Here is an 18,187-nt window from a genome sequence, read left to right as displayed (position 1 = left end):
TTCAGTGAAGGATTTTTGATGGTTCTTGGCTTCCTAAAGTATCTTCTGGACTTCAAGATCAGGTTCGCTGACTGTATCACTGTAAAGGCTCCTCCCCCTTGAGTCCATTGCAACCACCAGGGGTCCAAAGTCCTCCACCTCAAGTTCCCATATGGCCTCGGGGACTCCCAGGTCAAGCCAGTGAACAGCCTCTATCCCCTTAACCGCGGCACCGTAAAGGGCTGCGCATCCACCAACCGCTGCAAGGTAGACGGCCCCGTGCTTCATGAGGGCCCTTCTTGTATCTTCATCCATCCCCCCCTTACCTATAACCGCCTTCACACCCATCCCTATAACCTCCGCCTGGAATGGGTTCATCCTGCTGCTTGTGGTTGGACCCACAACAACCATCCTGGCAGGGGGCTTCTCTATGGTCCCTTCAGGGTTTTCTATTTCACCCTCAAACCTTATGATGGGGCCCGCATGGAATATCACGGATCCCTCAATATCGAAGGGCGCACCCCTCTCGATTATCCTTTTATGGGCTCTGTCACGTGCTGTGAATATCTTTCCTGTGATGTAAACAACATCCCCTGCTTTGAGTTGGGCTGTCTCATCTGCAAGTGGTGTTTCAAGTTTAAGCTCCATGAGAAACATCTCCATAACGTATAAATGATCCTGAATAAATTAATAGTGAGCATCTCTAATTAAATTTTCCAGGATACCCAGAATCATGATAGAGGTAGAACATGTCAAGTATGAAGAATGTTACGGATCTCTCAAAGTACATCATGACACTCCCTGAAACCAGGGTGTCGCTCCTCTCAATGATTTTTATAAGTTTCATTGTTGGTTCCCTTGGTTTTCTCATTGACCTTGTGCCCGGGACCAGCGCCCTCCATGACATACTCTATGGTGGTGCCAACGGTGTCCTTGTGCTGGGCTTCAGTTCAATAATGGCCGGTGCCATCACACAGCCCTGGGTGAACTCCCTTGGCGGCAGAAGGATGAAGATGAAGCAGTCCATGTTCCTTGCATTCTTCTCAATGATGATATTCTCCCTAATCTACCTTGCAGGGTGCATCATTTCATCCCTGGTGAAGAGTGACCTCATACTTGACTCAATAATACTTGGCTCCGCGGTTATATTCGCATTCCGCCTCCTGGTCATCTGGGGCACATCAAACATAAGCTTCATGAATTCAACCCTGGTGTCCTCGGTTCAGCCGTTACTCATCGTAAGCATGAACATAGTTGTGGCCTTTCTCAGTTTAACCACGAATATTGGCTACTTCAGTGTCATCGGATTCCTGCTGAAGATAATCATAGCCTCGGCGATACTCATCCTTGCAATCTACTCCTTTGTAATGGTTGTAGAGTCCCCCATGAGGAGGAACCTGGGGGTTGGTTCGCTGGAATTCCTGAGCCTCTTCCTCTCACATATAACCGAGGACTCACCGGAACTTGAGGGAATCTTCACTGAGATAGGTGAACCCGTGGACACCCTTGCAGGTGTTGTGTCCTTTAAAACAGCTTCGGGATTAAAGGCCCTCCTCATAAGCCCCTCGGTGCACCCTGGACCCATCGGGACCATCGGCGGGGCTAACATGCCAACCATCCTTGGAGAGAGGTTCGGTGTATTCACCATGGTTGCCCATGGACCCTCAACCCATGACTTCAACCCTGTATCTTCAAGGGAACTGGTGAAGGTTGAAAATGCCGTTAAAGGCGCCCTTAAAGACATGGAGTATACTGATGAGGTGAGTGAGTTCAGGCGTTCGGTGAAGAACCATGCCACCGTGGGTTTCCAGTTCTTTGGAGAGGACCTTCTGCTCCTTGCAACCATGGCCCCAGAGGGTTTTGATGATATAGAATTCGGGGTGGGGCTTTCAATGATGAACCTTGCAAGGAGCCGGTGCGGGTCACGGAACGTGGTTATGATTGACTGCCATAACTCCTTCAGGGGCGAATCAGGCCGCATACTCCCTGGGAACCCAGAGGTCTTTGACTTCCTTGACGCTGTTGAGTCAATTGAATGCCCCCCCGAAAGGTACTCCCTGAGGGTGGGGTGCGCCCACAGGCCAATGGATGGGCTTTCAAAGGAGGATGGTGTTGGCAGGAGCGGTGTCAAGGTCCTGGTGGTTGAAGCGGGTCCGCAGAGAACCGCCTACGTGCTCCTTGACTCCAACAATATGGTGATGGGGTTTCGTGATGAGATCATATCCGCGGTGAAGGGGCTTGGAGTCAGTGATGTGGAGGTTATGACAACTGACACCCACTTTGTGAACACGCTGGCAGGTGGCCACAACCCTGTTGGTAGGAGAAAAAGGGAGGAGATTATAGGGGAGATATCCCTTGCTGTTGAGGAGGCCCTGGATGACCTTGAGGATGCCATGGCAGGTTGCAGGGTTGTCAGGATAAACGGCCTGAACACTCTTGGCCCTACAAATTCAACAGAGCTTGTCTCGACCATAAGCTCAATAGTCGCGGTGAGCCGGGTGATAGCTCCACTGATATTCGTACTTGCCATCATATTTGTCCTCGTATGGATCTTCTACTGGGCATGAATCTGATCAGCAGCAAGCCTTCTGAAAACCTGAAAAAAGATTTTTTCCTGTCCTGAAATAAGCATACAGGATTGGGTGGAATAAAAAACTAAGTTATGGTCACCGAGGTTATCAGCACAGACTTACTGCAGGAAAAAAATAAAAAAGACTAAGTTATGGTCACCGAGGTTATCAGCATGGCCCATACGACAAACCATATAAAGAGAAATGGGACTATGCCACTCCAGAGCCACCCCTTGAATCCTCCGGCTTCCTCCTTTCCAATTATTCTCTCAGCAATGTTTCCTGTGATCAGAAGGATCACAAGACCTAAAAATGTTCCCATCGCCTGATTTTCGCCTAAGGTAGGTATTGAACCGTTTGAAACATAAAATGAAGCCACAGCCGCGATTATACCTGCAGGAACGTGAATTGCAGTCATCTTAGCATCAGCATCCATATTGAAACCTCCATGGTTTAATCTGCCCCGATAATTCATCATAAACTGAGGACAGCACAAGATATTAATTAGCCATTTGTACCATATTATATTTAAGCTTATAAATTGCTGATTCTAGGAGAGGTGTTGGAAATGAAGACAATGTCAAACGTTGATGTATTCGCGGTCACCAATGAACTCAATGAGCTCCTCACCGGCGCCAGGGTCGATAAGGCCTACCAGCCCCTTAAGGATACGGTGATAGTCAGGTTCCATGTACCAGGGGAGGGAAGGGTTGATATTGTTATGCAGGCAGGTGTAAGGATTCACAGGACGCGCTACCCCCCGGAGAACCCCCGGACCCCGCCATCATTTCCAATGCTCCTCCGGAAATACCTCAAGGGAGGTATAGTAAGGTCCGTCAGGCAGCATGGATTTGACAGGATAGTTGAGATAAAGGTTGAAAGGGACCAGGAGTACACCCTGGTTGTTGAACTATTCTCAAAGGGAAACATCATACTCCTCAACCAAGAGGGTGAAATAATCCTCCCCCTTAAAAGGAAAACCTGGAGTGACAGGAGGATAGCCTCCCATGAAAAATACGCCTACCCCCCATCAAGGGGCTTGAACCCCCTGAAATATGAACTCCATGAGCTCACAGAGATCCTGAAAAATTCAGATACTGACCTTATAAGAACCCTTGCAAGGAGCGGCTTCGGGGGTCTCTATGCCGAGGAGATAGTGCTGAGAACAGGCCTCGATAAGGAGACTCCAGCCAGTGACCTGTCCTCCGAGGATATTCAAAGGATCCATGAAGCAATAAGGGAAACATTCAGTCCACTTGAAAGCCTGGACCTCAAACCCCACATCATCAAAGACGGGGAAGAAGACGTGCTCCCCATTGAACTCAGAATATACAAAAAAAGGCCAAGGGAATACTTTGAAAGTTTTAATGATGCTGCAGATGAATTCTTCAGCTCAGTATTCAGGGAGGAGATAAAAAGGATCCATGAAGAGCGGTGGGCAAAGGAGGTTGGCAGATTTGAAAAGAGGCTCAGAATACAGAAAGAAACCCTTGAAAAGTTCAGGAAAACAATTGAAACATCAACAAGGAAGGGGGAACTCATCTACGCCAATTATCAGAGGATCCAGGAGATACTGGACAGCATAAGGGATGCCCGTGAAAGGTACTCATGGAAGGAAATAAGGAAGATAATAGCCGACGCCCGGAAAAGGGGGCTCCCTGAGGCCCAAGATATAATTGAAATTGACCCCATGGGGAGGATAACCCTTGAGATTGAGGGTGAAAGGATACAGATTGACTCAAAACTTAGCATCCCCGAAAATGCAGAGGTCTACTATGAAAAGGCAAAGAAGGCCCGGAAAAAGATAGAAGGGGTCCTGATGGCCATAGAAAGGACAGAAAAGGAAATAGAGAAGATCACCAGACGGAAGGACGAGGCGCTGAGGAACATTACGGTCCCAAGGAAGAGGGTTAAAAGGGAAATGAAGTGGTTTGAAAAGTTCAGATGGTTCCTCTCCTCAGACGGTTTCCTTGTCCTAGGAGGCCGGGACGCCGGGACCAACGAGATTGTTGTTAAGAGACACATGGAACCCAGGGACATATACCTCCACTCTGACATACATGGAGCGCCATCTGTCATCATCAAGAGCCAGGGAAAGGAGATCCCCGAGACAACCATACAGGAGGCTGCGGTATTCGCTGCATCATTCTCAAGTGCATGGACCCGCGGATTCAGTTCCCTTGACGTCTACTGGGTCCATCCTGAGCAGGTGTCAAAGACACCAAAATCCGGGGAATTCGTTGCCAGGGGAGCCTTCATAATACGCGGTTCAAGGAATTATATAAGGGGCGTCCCCCTCAAGATAGCCGTCGGCATCGTGGACTATGATGGAGAAAGACTCATGAGCGGTCCCCAGTCAGCGGTTGAGAAGAGAACAGATAACTACGTGGTTATAAAGCCAGGTTATACAAAGAAAGAAGCCCTTGCAAGGGAGATAAAGTCAAGAATTGATAAAGAAAACATTTTAACCCTAGAGGACTTTATAAGGGTCCTTCCGCCGGGTAAAGGGGATATAGTTCAGTGATGTCCCTCAGGATTACTGAAGTCCCTTAAACTCTCCCCCTGGTTAGGGTATCAGTTAACCTCCTTAAGGTTGAAAATCTCCAAGGTTTAATCCAGGCATTCGAGGATAAGGTATCACTTAACCTTCCTTTTAAGGTTTTTTTTAAGTAAAAAGTTGAGGTCTATGAAGTACTTGCCCTCCTCATCTGAGACTATGATGGAGTCATCCTCAAGGAGGGATGTGAGGTTAACCTCATAGATACCTTTCTTTTTAACCATTATGGTTTCAATAGCCTCACCGGAAGTTCGGACCTCATCCTTCTTCTCTGCAATGTACCTGAAGTATCTGCTCCCACAGTTAGGGCAGCCATCTGCCAGTTCATCTGAAGACCTGAACGTTGCACCGCAGTTAATGCACTGATGCACCGGAATCACCAATCTCTGCAATCATTGAAAGGAAGTTTGACTTCTTCTTAACAGTCCTCATAACGTTTGCAGGTCCGATTATGGTGAGGCCAACAGTCCTCCTTTTTGAGAGGCCGAGGAAGGCCTTTTCATCCTTCTCAAGGGTGTATATGTCTATACCTACAAAGTTATCGACATCAATTTCCCTCATTGTTGTCTCTATCAGCTCCGCCTCCTCCGATGGTGAAAGGCTGCCCTCGAGTACAAGTATGTCCCCGTCCTTCACACGATCTATGATGAGTGAAATCTTTTCCATGCTGCTTTTATCTTCAAGAGCCTTTGATGAAAGGAAATCCATTTTTAAGCCATCCATTTTAACCCCCTACCTGAATTTTTTAACCATTTCCCTGTAAAGCTCGTCTGTTTTTTCCCCATGAAGGGCTGAGATAGGGACAACCGTGTGCTGCGGGAACACCGATATTATCCGTTCAGCCGATGAATCTGGAAGGTCTATCTTGTTGGCGACTATGATGAATGGTATCTTCCTTGCCTCAAGGTTACCTATTATGGTTATGTTTGCCTGGGTAAGGGGGTCCTCTGTTGAGTCCATGACAAGGAGAACACCGGTGACATCGTCAAGCCATTTTATTGCCTCTATTATACCCTTTGTAGCCTCCTTAGCCCTTTCCTTGGCCTCCTGCTCGGATAATCCAAATTCCAGGAAGTTCTTGTAGTCCACCTTGGTCGCTATACCTGGTGTGTCGATGATGTCAAAGTCCAGCTCCGCCCCATCCTTCTTTATGGTGACCTTCTCCTTCCTGTAGACTGTTCTTGTCTCATGGGGTATCTCTGATGTAAGGCCAAGGGGCTTTCCAAGCCAGTCCTCGCACATCCTGTTTGCAAGGGTTGTTTTACCTGAGTTTGGGTGTCCATAGAGCCCTATCTTAACCTTTCTGTTCCTTCCAAGGAGTTTGTCCAGAAAATTTGTGAAAAAGTTCGCCATCCTACCACTTCTTACCTGCTTTCAATGTTATTCCTCATAGATGCCTCCGACCTCAAGCACAACAACCTCCGTGCCCGGGGAGGACCTCTTCACCAGTTCAGCGAATATCTGCGGGTCCTGTTCAATAACAGGGAATGTGTTGTAGTGCATGGGGAGCACCTTCTCGGGCCTTAACCAGGAAGCTGCAATGGCCGCATCCTCCGGCCCCATGGTGTACCTGTCACCGATGGGGAGAAGTGCAATGTCAGGCCGGTATATCTCACCGATAACATCCCTCATATCAATGAAGAGCCCTGTGTCTCCTGCATGGTATATGCTTCTCCCCTTTCCTGTCTCAATGATGAATCCACAGGCACTACCCCCTGAGGTCACCTCCTCTGTAAAATCTATATCCGAGGAGTGCTTAGCATCAACCATCCTTATCCTGATGTCGTCAAGGTTTACTGTGCCGCCGATGTTCATTCCGTTGCTTTCAAGGCCCTGCCTTGAGAAGAATACTGAGAGTTCATGGTTTGCTATTAAAAGTGCGCCGCTCCTATCAGCGATCTCCATTGCATCTCCAAGGTGATCTGCATGTCCGTGGGTTACACAGATCACGTCAGGTTCAAACTCCTCAACTGCCGTGCTACAGACAGGGTTGTTGCTTATGAACGGGTCTATAAGTATCCTCGTGTCACCGGATTCTATCTCAAAGGCTGAGTGTCCAAACCATTTTATCCTCATTAAGTCCCCTCCAGGTTGATTTCATCTGAAAGGTTCCATGCCTCTTCAAAGAGTTTCTTTATCTCTGAAATTGATTTCTTGTCCTTGTAGATAACTCCCACTTCAAAGCTCTCATATATTGGGTCCGTGGAGATTATGAGGCCGTTCTTATCATCTGAAACAGCTGCAACGGTGTGTATATGAGGCATTGTCCTTATCCTGACATTGTTGTCAAGGAGAACCTTTATAAGTTCAACCGATGCCTCATCATCAAGGCTGGCCTCCTGGATTATGAGGCGACTGTCTGTATCCATGAATTTTTTTAGAACAGAAACATCTATATTCTTTATCCATGGATACATGAGCATTACCTTCTCCTCTGCACTGTTTATTGTCTCCTTCATTGCATCCTGAACATCCGATGCATCAAATGACCATATTATGCTGGGTTCACTTGTCTCAGCCCTTATCCTGTTTATTGCGCCCTTGAATGAATCAAGGCGGTCCTCGAGGAGGTCCTCAACATCATCCACGTTCTCAATGTATTCCTGTTTAAGTTTCTTCAATCTTTCAGTGACATAGCTGTTATCTGCGGGTGGAGTTTTAAGGGTCTTTGCAGTTCTCTGAGGAGCAACCTTACTCTTAGCGGGTTTGGGTTTTTCCTTTGACTCAGGAGTCTTCTTTCTTCCCAGTTTTGGTAGTTTGAAGAGTTTTTTCCTGGTTTGAGATGGTCTTCTGGGTGCAGTTTCTTTCACTGCTTCTTTTAGTGGGACTTCAGGTTCCTTCTTCCGGGGTGATACCCGGGAAGGTGTTATTTCCATTTTTCTGGATGAAGGTTCTGGAGTTGCAGGTTCAGGCACCTTAACCCTTGAGGTAACCCCTCTTCCAGGTTCCTTCTCAGCCGATGCATCTGCAGACTCTCCTTCAACCCCGGAAACAGACCTAACCCCACCAGAAGAAACACCAGCAGATTCATCCTTTGTCTCAGGAAGAGGTTTTTTTATCTGCCTGAAGCTTTTCTCTGTTTTGAAAGTCTGTTTAGGTTTAACTTCTTCTGGAAGCCTTTTCATCCTTCTTGCTGGTCTTACAGTAGCCTTTGATTTTTTATCCCTGGAAGTCCTGGCTTTTGATGCCTTAGTTATGGATTCAAGATCGATTTTTCCTGCGAAGAGGAGTGTTATTATAAGTCCCGGGACAAAGAGAAGGAGACCAAGCATGAACATGAAGATATCAGGTGGTGTGGCAAAACCAAGGGACATGAAGTAAAGACCTGCAAATATCATAACAATTCCTGCGAATGTGATTAACAAGTATATCATTGAATGCCTCCCGCTCCCAGGGTACTACTAACTGGTTTTAATTATTTATTTCTGCTTCCCTTTATAAAATGTTTTGATTTATTGCGGAGGAGTTACTCACAGCTGCAGAAGAAGAGTCCCCTTCCATGAAACCAGAAAATATATAATCTTTGAATTTATCATAATTAATGATCATAATTTTGTGGAGCGATTTCAATGATAATATCTGATGAAAGAGGCCAGGGAGCCGCGGAGTATATACTTCTATTTGGTGGTGTAATTGTAATAGCGATAGCAACCCTCATGATCTATACGAATTACATAAAAAGTACAAATCCCCTGAACGTGGCAGCAGACATGGAAACCGTAAGAAGTAATGTAAACTCTACGTTGTAGGTCCTAGAACAAAAGAAAAAATTTGAGTTACAGTGTCCCCGCCCTGATCTCAAAGTAGGTGATGAGGTGCTTCAGCTGTTCTGCTGCTTCTTCATCATCACTCAGGGCCACCGCAAGTTTCTGTGTGATCACTCTTCTCTGGTCAGGTTCAAGGGAGAGTATTTCATTTATTATCATCCTGAATATCCCCTCAGCATCAACACCCATCTCAGCAGTCTTTGCCATGAATATCTTTTTAAGTCTTTTAAGGGCTGATTCAGATTCATGGAGATTTTCAGACTCAAGTTTCCTTATTAGGATGTTCATCTCAATTGGGTCCCTCTGCACGATACCGAAAACTATGCCGTCAGGTTTAAGTGACTGGACCCTTTCAACACCATCATATATGCTGAGGTCATACCCGGTAACGGTTATTCTGTTGTTCTTAAGGAGCTTGAATATCGCCTCATTCACTGTTTTATCGGTTACATTAAACCCGTGCTCTGACCTTATTTTATTCCCTATTTCAGATCTGCTGAGATCCCCATCCTGAAGGATCTCAAGTATCACCCTATCAATGTTGTACTTCCGCGGCATACTCATCCCTTTGTGACATTATGAACAACAGTACTTAAATATGTTCATATGGTTGTGAAGAGGATATCATGTCCAGGGAAGGTGTCCATTAACTTTATATGTGGGTGCCCTCATAAAGAATAAACACAGCATGTTATAATGGGAGGTGTAAATGTATGAAGTTCTTAAAAGATGAAGCTGGACAGGGAGCAGCTGAATACATACTGCTTTTCGGTGGTGTGATCGTAATAGCCATAGCAGCACTAGTGATCTACAAAGCATACTTCAGCAAATCAAACCTGGACGCAGCAAAGGACATAGACGAAGTAAGAACCAACGTCACAGAAGCCCAGGTCTGACTGAACTTAAAAAGAGTAGGTTGAATTGTTAATCGAGGAAGAGGCACAGATAAGCGCTGAAATGATACTCATAGTAGGAGCCATCCTAGTAATAGTCATAGCCGTGGGCTCCTACATTTTCAGCATTTCCGGATCAATAGCAGGAAACATCAGCGAAGTAATCAACACCGCCCGTGACTCCACGATTAACAAACTCTAAACTCTATAAACATAAAATGTTCCAGTAATACAAAAACCTTCTTTTTTTATGAAACTGTCCTTCTCTGGTGTGATCGTAACAGCCATATTATATAAAATATTCTCTCATTTTCACCCCATCAAAGTTCATGATGGCCATATAATTAGATGGCCCTATTAGGTTATTATTTAATTAACCTCTTATCATGGCTTATGGCAAATAATTTCACCTATCACTCCTATAATCCTTCAGAAGAAGACATACCGCATCCATAATAGCAGGAAACATCAGCGAAGTAATCAACACCGCCCGTGACTCCACGACTAACAAACTTTAAACCCTATAAACATTTATAAATCTGTTTCTATAACACGGGATGAAGCCATCCTCTTTTTCACCCATCAAGAGCTTCAAGATCACTGAATCAGTATAATTCCTGTCCATAAGATATTCTCTACCGTGAATGCTCACCACTGATAGATTTCCGGATGCATTCAGTATCCGCTCAGTGACTCCGTCATCAGGATCAAACTCAATGACAGAATAAATCTCATTATTTAACGTTCCATTAAATCTGCAGAACACTGGACTGGATTCTGATGGATAATAAATTGCCTTGAACATGCCTGATGCGATTCCAATCATCTTCCAGGGCACAACCACGATTATCTCCCGTGAACTGACCGGATGGCTTTTATTGAGGATGCTGGATGCTTCAGTCTCTGAGAACCCATAATCCTTAATTAACACTCCACGAGCCTCTTCCCTGTCAAGTGCAAGGATCCTCTTCAGTATCCTGAACGAAAGATCCCTGTCCCCGGTATAGTTTTCAAGGGTGAGGTATGCGTCATCACCTGAATTTCCAAGCATCCTGAATATGTTTGTCGAGAGCTTCGGGTTGCTGGTTCCCAGGGCAAGGTTCACCCAGTAGTCCCTGGCTGTTGACGGAATCTCCGGATTTAGGGAGTCATCATACCATAATTCCCTTGCAGGCAGGGTTTCAATGTAGGCCAGCCTCCCATCATATAGGACTGGTCTTCCGGCCTCGGATGCATAGAAATGACCGTAACTCCAGTCTGTTATTATGACAGCATCAGGGGATGTGTTCTCAGCGATCCAGCGGGCTGAATCCTCAAAGCAATCATCATATCCCGGTTTCAGATTATCAATGATCATGTATGATGCTGCTACTTGAGTGAATACTGTTAAAATGAGTATGATTGAGAATAACGGTCTGATCCAACCCCTACTGTAACTCCCAGTATAATCCAGGAATATGCCCATGAATAAACCAGCAAGGACAGACATTGGAGGCACCGAAAACATCAGGAACCTTCCACCCGTAAGTGAAAGTAAAATAAATGAAACTGTCCATACCGAGATGAATATCTGCATAAGACGTGACCACCCTGCAGAACGTGACCTTAAATTCATTAAAATGAACCCTGAAAACCCCATCAAGATCAAAACAGGGGATAAGACTATTAGCGTGTCCTCAGGGGATGTCCTCTGAAGTTCAGCCACATTCAGGTATGAATCAGGGAAAGGATACCAGACATCGGTGTTTCCTGCAAGATCAGAGAGATGAAAGGGTGCTGTGATGAACTTGAGGAATTCCAGACGATTGAATATTATGAGAAACATGAATAGAACCGCGAATGCTGGTAGAAAGGTTCGAAGGACTTTTCCCATGTCAGTAGATTTCATGTGTATTAACATGATAAAGAAGGTTATGAATGTCATGTAAAATATTATCTGCCATCCGCTCCATGAAATGGAGTAGGTGAACATTATAAAACCTGCGATTGATGAAAGGATAATCCTGTGTCTTTCCACCTTCACAGAGTCAGCTTCAGCAAGTACAAGCAGAAATGCGAGTGGAAAGATGAGATTGAACATGTCAGTATCATAGAAACCATAATTGGTTCTTAAAAGGTACAGGGGTGCTGATACCATCAGTATCCCTGCAAGAAATGCTGGTAGCCAGTCCTGAGACCTTCTGACGAGCAGAAAGACAAGGATCCCTGCAGCTGGAGCTATCAGTGCGGGGAGAACCATGCAGATACTCCTCAGACTAATTGATGCGAATAGGTCAACCATGTGATAAATGAAGACCGTTACGAAGGGTAGTGCCGGGGGGTAATCAAGGGGGACACCTGGAGGGTAATATGAATGGAGATCCCATTCAAGTCCATTGATGATGGCATCACCCGGATGACCCCTCATGAGCACATTACATGTCAGGCGATAGTTGTAGTAGGAGTCACTCTCCTGGAAGTACTGGAGGCCCTCACTATCCAAGTATGCAGGGTCTGTAAGATCAGCGTTGGCCATCCTTAGGAAAACTCCAGTGAAGAATATGATCATGATGAGGATGAAGGTCCCCCTGGATCCCCTCAACATCACCTGACACCCCACACGGTTACATCACCCTTCTGGTAGATCTTCCTGAAGTGTTCTGTCTCCTCTCCAAGTAAAACAAGTTTTACAAACAGGGAATCATTGAATGAGCTGTCAATGATGAACGCTTTCCCTTCAGCAGGAAGAAATATTACGGAGAACTTGCTACTGTTATCCACGCTGATGGTCTCAATCCCCCTATCATCGCTTATAATAAAACTGTGGGGCCTCTTACCATCCCATAATCCCCTTTTCAGTGAACGATCGATCTGTGACACGTCAACGGTTTCCACATGATAAACGGGTATGGTGTTCTTTGAGGTGAAGTTCCAGTCCCCAAAATAGAAGTACCAGTAACCTGCATACTTCATACCTTCAGTTGTGAGGATTATGAAGGGTCTTCTCTCAGCGTAGGTGGCTGAGAGCAGCTCATCCGTGAATTCATGGCCCATACCATATTCATCAGTGAGTAACCCTGCTGCAGTCTCCCGGTCCACACAGAGTATACCGTTAAGTATCTCTGCCGTATCTGCAGTGTTTCCAGTGTAATTTTCAAGGAGATCGATGGCCCTGTCCCCTGATGCCGTCAGCATTGTAAGTATGCCCAGGGACAGTGTTTCATTATCGGTGGCGAATGCCTTGAAGATCCAGTAGGCCCTTTTAGTGTTCTGAGAGCCCCCGTCAAATAATACAGGCCTCCCTGAGGCTGCAGTAAAATAGTGTCTATAACTCCAGTCAGTCACAATTACGGTTTCAGGGGGTGTTTCATCATGTATCCATGCTGCAGCAGATTCATAGTCATCATTTATGAAGGGTTTCATCGTGATCTCAGATGCCTGCACCACGGAGACTGAAAGAACAAGTAATGATATGATGGCCACCATAATGGTTCCTGCCCCATGTCCCATGAGAGACATCCAGGACTCAACCTCACCCATATAGGAGAAGACCAGTCCAAGGAATACTCCTGAAATAAATGTTAAGGGAGGGATTGCAAGAATGCTGAATCTGACGCTTGAATAATAAGCCAGTAAACTCACGGCCATCCACAAAATTGAAAAGATAAAAATGAAGACATTAAACCCTCCAAGGTGTTTATCCCTCATTGGGGGTCTGAGCATAACCGATGTTATCATTATCAACCCCAGAACCCCGAATCCGAGATTAAGGGGTCCTGCAGCGGATACAAATATCTCAAAGGATGGTCTGCTAAGTTCAGAGACAGATAGGTATACATCAGGCCATCCTCCAGTGGCTGAAGTTGAATTCATTATGTTCAGGGGGTTAATGATGTGAATGACATCACTCCACGCGTTCAGAAGCCCACAAAATGTTATGGATAGCAGGAAAAGCACTGAAAACATAATAGCAGGAAATGACCAGTCTTTACCTCCAATGGCCCTCCATGAAAGATAAAGTATGCAAGAAACTGCAATGATGTAGAGGATGTATGGCCAGCCCCTCCATGACAGTGAGAACAAAAGAATTAAAAGGGAACTCAGAACAATGCAGAACAAACTCCTCTTCCTATCCTCGGCCTCAACGGCCTCTGTAAGGAAAAATACAATCATTACAGGTATCAGGATGTTAAACATATCCGTGTCAAAGAACCCGGGGAGGGTCCTTGAAAAGTAAAGCGGAGCTGTTACTGTCATAACACCTCCGATGAATCCTGCAAGATCCCCTGAATACTTCCTGAGTAAAAAGAACATTGCTATTCCTGCAAAGGGTGCGATGACGGCCGGTAACCAGAAACAGGTCTCATAGAAACTTATATCCATGAATATGCTGAGCACCCGGTAAACCCTTGTGGAAACCCACGCAATGACTGGAGGATAACTGGCGGGTCTTCCCGGGGGGTAGTATGAGTAGGAGTCCCATGGGACACCATCCCTCAATGAATCCCCAAGGTGACCGTTCATCAAATAGTTCCTGCTTACACGGTAATTGTAGTAGGAGTCAAGTTCATACATGTAGGGGAGTCCATGCTCATCTGTAAGATAGGCCTTCTCATCGACACTGAGGTCGTGGAGCTTTGATGTCTCGACCCTGAAAAGGAAACCCGTTAAAAATATGATAAGAACGATGCTAAAAATCCTAAGACGCTCATCCAAACTACCGTCTCCTGATTCAGTCAATACCGTAAAGTGATGGGTTCATCCTAGGTATCATAGCCATCAGGACGCACTGCTCCGTATTACCAGTCCTGTCCAAGAGCCCATGTGACAGAAAACTGACAGCACCCCTCTTTTTACCCAACTCATCAACACCCGTGAGTTCATCCATGACCTCACCAACCTCCCTGCCAGCCAGCACATCCCTTATAACGGAGGGGGGTACTCAAAGCCCGCACTGACACCAATGGTTATCCTGGATCCGTCATAGATGGCACACCACTGGAGGTCAATGAATCCTGTTATTGTTTCAGGGGCCCTGTGAAGCCCTGATTCAATCCCTACACTGAGGTCACAGTCCATGAATGCATTCTTTGCCCTGTTGACGGCTCCCCTGATTGTGAGCTCCATCCCCACGGGCTGGTCAGGGACCCCTGAGTCAACCTCAACACCCCTTACATGGACACTCCCGAGTATTCTTCCAAGGACGTTCTCTGTGGCTCTGATCTTCACAGGATTTTTTGATCCGACATTAACCCTCGTGGACATCTTCAAATCACCTTTTTCTTTTAAGTGCACCCCTTATCCTCCTGATGAGATGGCCCATCCTGTCTATCTCACCCCTACGTATCCTTGTGGATGATATGGGGATCCCATCATCTGCAGGGACCATGTCAATGACTACGACATCCATCTCCCTGAAGCCCCTCTCCCTCCTTATCCTGTTTATCTCATGGGCCACCGGCTCTGTTTCCCTGCTGACAACTATGGCATCGAACCTTTCATCGGTTACCGTTGTCCCGTAGGGGTCGTCCAGTCTCATTATCCTGTAATGAGAATCCTTCTTTGAGAGGTACTCCTCAAGGTTCTTCATCCGGCTCCTGCATGGCTCAATATCCTCACCCTTACGTGAAGCGAACTCATCAGAGGTCACCCCAATCATAACGGTTTCTCCCACCCGGAATGCCTCATCAAGGAGTCTCCTGTGGCCCCTGTGAAACCTGTCGAATGTGCCGCCAACAGCTACCAGCGAGTATCTTTTCCTCTTCATCCTATCATCTTCAGGTCGATACTTTAAATTATGCGCGATTAATTATATAGATTGCGCACTACCCCCCCCTGAGTACCTCCATGAGATTAAAAACCTCCCATCATATAGAATTTGCAACCAGCATGAAGAGAGGCCTGCTTAAACCCCTCAACCCTTACCGTAGGGATATAGATAAAGAGCAGGAGCTACAATATATTAGTTATGCAGCTTAGGGAGTACAACACAGTCATAAAAAACCCGCGGAACATTGACCTGAGGGTTGCATCATGTTACCCTGGGCCCTACAGGACTGCCATGTCCTCGCTGGGTTACCATATAATCTACCACCTTCTCAACTCAAGGGAGGACGTGTGGTGTGAGAGGGTCATACACCCCTACCCGAGGAGTTTTGAATCCGGCAGTCCTCTCAGGGACTTTGACCTGCTGAGCTTCACCATACACTATGAGGAGGACTACCTGCGGGTCCTCCAGATGCTGAAGGATGGGGGTCTCGGCGTGCGGAAGGATGAACGTTCAGGGCCCCTGGTGATTGCAGGCGGTCCCTGCATAACATCCAATCCCCTGCCGGTATCGGATTTCATAGACCTCTTCATAATAGGCGAGGCTGAACCTGTCCTTGACCAGGTTGCTGACCTCTGCATTGAGCTGGATGACCCCCGAAGTGATATAGAGGAATTCATGGATATAAGGGGGGTTTATGTGCCTGATAACCCTGCAGAGAGGGTTATCGTTGAGGACATGGACAGGGCCTGTCACCCTGTAAGGCAGATTGTCACTGAAACAACCGAAAAATCCCTTACACCCTCCCTTGGAAGATCATTCCTTCTTGGAGTGTCAAGGGGATGCTCAAGGGGGTGCAGGTTCTGCATGTCAGGTTACCTTTACAGGCCAAAACGTGAAACATCCCTTGAAAGGCTCCTTGAAATCGCTGCAGAAGGCAGGAGGGCCACAGGATATGATAGAATATCCCTTATAGGTGCGGCTGCATCCGACTACTCCCGCATAGAGGAACTCTGCAGTGAACTCACAGATATGGGGTTCATGGTCTCGATGCCATCCCTGAGGATAGAATCCCTTACAGAAACCCTCCTGGATACACTTGCAGGTGGTGGTCTGAGGACGGTGACTGTGGCCCCCGAGTCCACCATGAAGATAAGAAGAAGTCTCAACAAGCCCATTGAGGATTCAATGGTCCTTGAAAAAACAGGCATGGCCCTTGAGATGGGCTTGAGGGTTAAAATGTACTTCCTGATAGGGGTCCCGGGTGAAACATCAGAGGACCTCAGGGAACTGGCATCCTTCATGAAGAAGCTCTCAGACATGAGAAGGGGTGCTGTGAGCTTCAGCGTGAATCCACTCATACCAAAGCCACACACACCCATGCAGTGGGAAGGCTATGATTCGAAGACCCTGAAAAAGAAGATAAGATTCATGAGAAATCTACTTAAGGGGCTTCCGGTTAAATTCGCAGGCCCCAGGAATGGCCTCATACAGTACGTGCTCTCCTGTGGTGGCCCTGATGTGGGGAAGCTGCTGGAGATGGCTGCCTCCTCACGGGTGCCATTCAGGGAATGGGAGCGTCACACACCCGGATGGCGGCCCGGGGACAGGCTACCCTGGAATAATATAGACCTTGGTTTCAGGGAAGATTTCCTTATGGAGGAATACATAAAAATGAAAAGGGGCATACTAACAGATTGGTGTGATGAATCAGGATGCCATGGATGCATGAGGAAAGGGTGCCGGGGGTAGTATAAATTCCCAGTTCTGTTCTGATTTAAAGGAAGCATTATAATCATAATTCAGGGGATCCTGCGAGATTTAAGAGCAGTTAAGGGTTGAGATCATGGAGTTTGCATCAAGAGTAAGGGATATAAGACTTTCAGAGATCAGGAAGATGTTTAAAGTTGCAGGCGAGGACACCATCAACCTTGGTATAGGTGAGCCTGACTTCAGTGTGCCTGAACACGTCAGCAGGGCTGTGAAGGACGCCCTTGACGAGGGATTCACCCATTACACCTCCAACATGGGGCTGGAGGAGCTGAGGGAGGCCATAGCAGAGAAACTTAAAGCTGAAAACAGGATTAAAGCCGACCCTGATTCAATAATAGTGACCGTGGGTGCCAGTGAAGCAATATTCATGTGCACGCAGGCACTTGTTGAGACGGGTGGCAGTGTCCTCATACCCGACCCCGGATTTCTTTCCTATGAAGCCTGTGTGAGGCTTGCAGGGGGACGCGGGATACCGGTACCCCTCAGCATGGAGGACGGCTTTGCCATGAAGCCCGAAACCGTTGAGGCACTTATAACCGAGGATACAGCTGCAATAATCATGAATTCCCCCTCAAATCCCACCGGAAGCGTCATGGAGAAGGATGATGTCAGGGGTATTGCTGAGATAGCAGAGGACCGTGACCTCATAATAATATCCGATGAGATATATGAGAAGATAATATATGATGGGAAACATTACAGTCCTGCCAGATTCACGGATAACGCCCTTGTAATAAATGGTTTTTCCAAGACATACGCCATGACAGGCCTCAGGGTGGGTTATGTTGCCGGCAGGGAGGATATCATTGAGGAACTCCTTAAGGTGCACCAGTACAGTACTGCCTGCGCACCTTCACTCTCCCAGGTAGCTGCCCTTGCAGCCCTCAGGGGACCCCAGGACT

The 18,187-nt window shown here is 46.7% G+C and carries 18 protein-coding genes and 1 pseudogene (1 of these 19 only partly in view); 7 read left to right on the top strand and 12 right to left on the bottom strand.

Annotated elements, in window-relative coordinates; all coding sequences use genetic code 11:
• Window positions 1–33: 33 nt before the first annotated feature.
• Entirely contained in the window at window positions 34–627 is a 594-nt protein-coding gene (locus tag FZP57_RS02105; RefSeq protein WP_074358556.1) for a FumA C-terminus/TtdB family hydratase beta subunit, read from the bottom strand.
• Between the two features lie 101 nt (window positions 628–728).
• Here FZP57_RS02105 and FZP57_RS02100 point away from each other — a divergent pair, with 101 nt between their 5' ends.
• A complete protein-coding gene (locus tag FZP57_RS02100; RefSeq protein ID WP_074358555.1) occupies window positions 729–2,546 on the top strand; it encodes a DUF2070 family protein in 1,818 nt (605 codons plus the stop codon).
• A gap of 148 nt (window positions 2,547–2,694) precedes the next feature.
• On the opposite strand, the gene FZP57_RS02095 is transcribed toward FZP57_RS02100, so the two are convergent.
• Window positions 2,695–2,985 carry a DUF5379 family protein gene (locus FZP57_RS02095; RefSeq protein WP_074358554.1) on the bottom strand — a complete coding sequence of 97 codons (291 nt, stop codon included), beginning with the start codon at window positions 2,983–2,985 and terminating at the stop codon, window positions 2,695–2,697.
• Between the two features lie 132 nt (window positions 2,986–3,117).
• Here FZP57_RS02095 and rqcH point away from each other — a divergent pair, with 132 nt between their 5' ends.
• Window positions 3,118–5,073 carry a ribosome rescue protein RqcH gene (gene rqcH, locus FZP57_RS02090; protein ID WP_191216386.1) on the top strand — a complete coding sequence of 652 codons (1,956 nt, stop codon included), beginning with the start codon at window positions 3,118–3,120 and terminating at the stop codon, window positions 5,071–5,073.
• 113 nt (window positions 5,074–5,186) lie between these two features.
• On the opposite strand, the gene FZP57_RS02085 is transcribed toward rqcH, so the two are convergent.
• Genes FZP57_RS02085 through FZP57_RS02065 form a run of 5 tightly spaced genes read right to left on the bottom strand, consistent with a single transcriptional unit; the run spans window position 5,187 to window position 8,480 of the window.
• Window positions 5,187–5,477 (bottom strand): Zn-ribbon domain-containing protein, encoded by a 291-nt coding sequence (locus FZP57_RS02085; RefSeq protein ID WP_191216385.1) that lies wholly within the window; start codon window positions 5,475–5,477, stop codon window positions 5,187–5,189.
• Window positions 5,461–5,829 carry a DUF2073 domain-containing protein gene (locus FZP57_RS02080; protein WP_074358551.1) on the bottom strand — a complete coding sequence of 123 codons (369 nt, stop codon included), beginning with the start codon at window positions 5,827–5,829 and terminating at the stop codon, window positions 5,461–5,463. The genes FZP57_RS02085 and FZP57_RS02080 overlap by 17 nt, the downstream gene beginning before the upstream one ends.
• A gap of 9 nt (window positions 5,830–5,838) precedes the next feature.
• On the bottom strand, window positions 5,839–6,459 hold the full coding sequence (locus FZP57_RS02075) for an Era-like GTP-binding protein (RefSeq protein ID WP_074358550.1): 621 nt from the start codon (window positions 6,457–6,459) through the stop codon (window positions 5,839–5,841).
• A 27-nt stretch (window positions 6,460–6,486) separates the two neighbouring features.
• Window positions 6,487–7,182: a metal-dependent hydrolase gene (locus FZP57_RS02070; RefSeq protein ID WP_191216384.1), complete on the bottom strand. Its 696-nt coding sequence runs from the start codon at window positions 7,180–7,182 to the stop codon at window positions 6,487–6,489.
• Window positions 7,182–8,480: a hypothetical protein gene (locus FZP57_RS02065; protein WP_074358548.1), complete on the bottom strand. Its 1,299-nt coding sequence runs from the start codon at window positions 8,478–8,480 to the stop codon at window positions 7,182–7,184. The genes FZP57_RS02070 and FZP57_RS02065 overlap by 1 nt, the downstream gene beginning before the upstream one ends.
• Window positions 8,481–8,675: 195 nt before the next feature.
• On the opposite strand from FZP57_RS02065, the gene FZP57_RS02060 reads away from it, so the two are divergent.
• Entirely contained in the window at window positions 8,676–8,855 is a 180-nt protein-coding gene (locus FZP57_RS02060; protein ID WP_074358547.1) for a class III signal peptide-containing protein, read from the top strand.
• Window positions 8,856–8,882: 27 nt separating this feature from the next.
• On the opposite strand, the gene FZP57_RS02055 is transcribed toward FZP57_RS02060, so the two are convergent.
• Window positions 8,883–9,431: a hypothetical protein gene (locus FZP57_RS02055; protein ID WP_191216383.1), complete on the bottom strand. Its 549-nt coding sequence runs from the start codon at window positions 9,429–9,431 to the stop codon at window positions 8,883–8,885.
• A 155-nt stretch (window positions 9,432–9,586) separates the two neighbouring features.
• On the opposite strand from FZP57_RS02055, the gene FZP57_RS02050 reads away from it, so the two are divergent.
• Window positions 9,587–9,769: a Flp family type IVb pilin gene (locus FZP57_RS02050; protein WP_191216382.1), complete on the top strand. Its 183-nt coding sequence runs from the start codon at window positions 9,587–9,589 to the stop codon at window positions 9,767–9,769.
• A gap of 25 nt (window positions 9,770–9,794) precedes the next feature.
• Window positions 9,795–9,968, top strand: a complete 174-nt coding sequence (locus FZP57_RS02045) for a class III signal peptide-containing protein (protein ID WP_084531147.1) — start codon at window positions 9,795–9,797, stop codon at window positions 9,966–9,968.
• A 312-nt stretch (window positions 9,969–10,280) separates the two neighbouring features.
• On the opposite strand, the gene FZP57_RS02040 is transcribed toward FZP57_RS02045, so the two are convergent.
• The 4 genes and pseudogenes from FZP57_RS02040 to FZP57_RS02025 all read right to left on the bottom strand — a co-directional run bounded on the left by FZP57_RS02040 (window position 10,281) and on the right by FZP57_RS02025 (window position 15,512).
• Window positions 10,281–12,350: an STT3 domain-containing protein gene (locus FZP57_RS02040; RefSeq protein WP_084531145.1), complete on the bottom strand. Its 2,070-nt coding sequence runs from the start codon at window positions 12,348–12,350 to the stop codon at window positions 10,281–10,283.
• Window positions 12,350–14,461, bottom strand: coding sequence for an STT3 domain-containing protein (locus FZP57_RS02035; RefSeq protein ID WP_191216381.1), 2,112 nt, complete (start codon window positions 14,459–14,461; stop codon window positions 12,350–12,352). The genes FZP57_RS02040 and FZP57_RS02035 overlap by 1 nt, the downstream gene beginning before the upstream one ends.
• 16 nt (window positions 14,462–14,477) lie before the next feature.
• A pseudogene (gene yjjX, locus FZP57_RS02030) lies at window positions 14,478–15,010 on the bottom strand (inosine/xanthosine triphosphatase).
• A 7-nt stretch (window positions 15,011–15,017) separates the two neighbouring features.
• On the bottom strand, window positions 15,018–15,512 hold the full coding sequence (locus FZP57_RS02025) for a phosphopantetheine adenylyltransferase (protein WP_074358541.1): 495 nt from the start codon (window positions 15,510–15,512) through the stop codon (window positions 15,018–15,020).
• Between the two features lie 201 nt (window positions 15,513–15,713).
• Between FZP57_RS02025 and FZP57_RS02020 the strand changes: the two genes are divergently transcribed.
• On the top strand, window positions 15,714–17,264 hold the full coding sequence (locus FZP57_RS02020) for a radical SAM protein (protein WP_191216380.1): 1,551 nt from the start codon (window positions 15,714–15,716) through the stop codon (window positions 17,262–17,264).
• 94 nt (window positions 17,265–17,358) lie between these two features.
• Window positions 17,359–18,187: the 5' portion of a guanitoxin biosynthesis PLP-dependent (S)-gamma-hydroxy-L-arginine cyclodehydratase GntC gene (gntC, locus tag FZP57_RS02015; protein WP_145924508.1), read on the top strand. It continues 287 nt past the right edge of the window; only the first 829 of its 1,116 coding nucleotides appear in the window; its start codon is at window positions 17,359–17,361; its stop codon lies beyond the right edge, outside the window.

It is taken from the genome of Methanothermobacter sp. THM-1 (assembly GCF_009914355.1).
GTDB lineage: Archaea > Methanobacteriota > Methanobacteria > Methanobacteriales > Methanothermobacteraceae > Methanothermobacter > Methanothermobacter wolfei.
The sequence above is the reverse complement of the archived record's forward strand: the minus strand, read 5'-3'. Positions and strand labels throughout refer to the sequence as shown.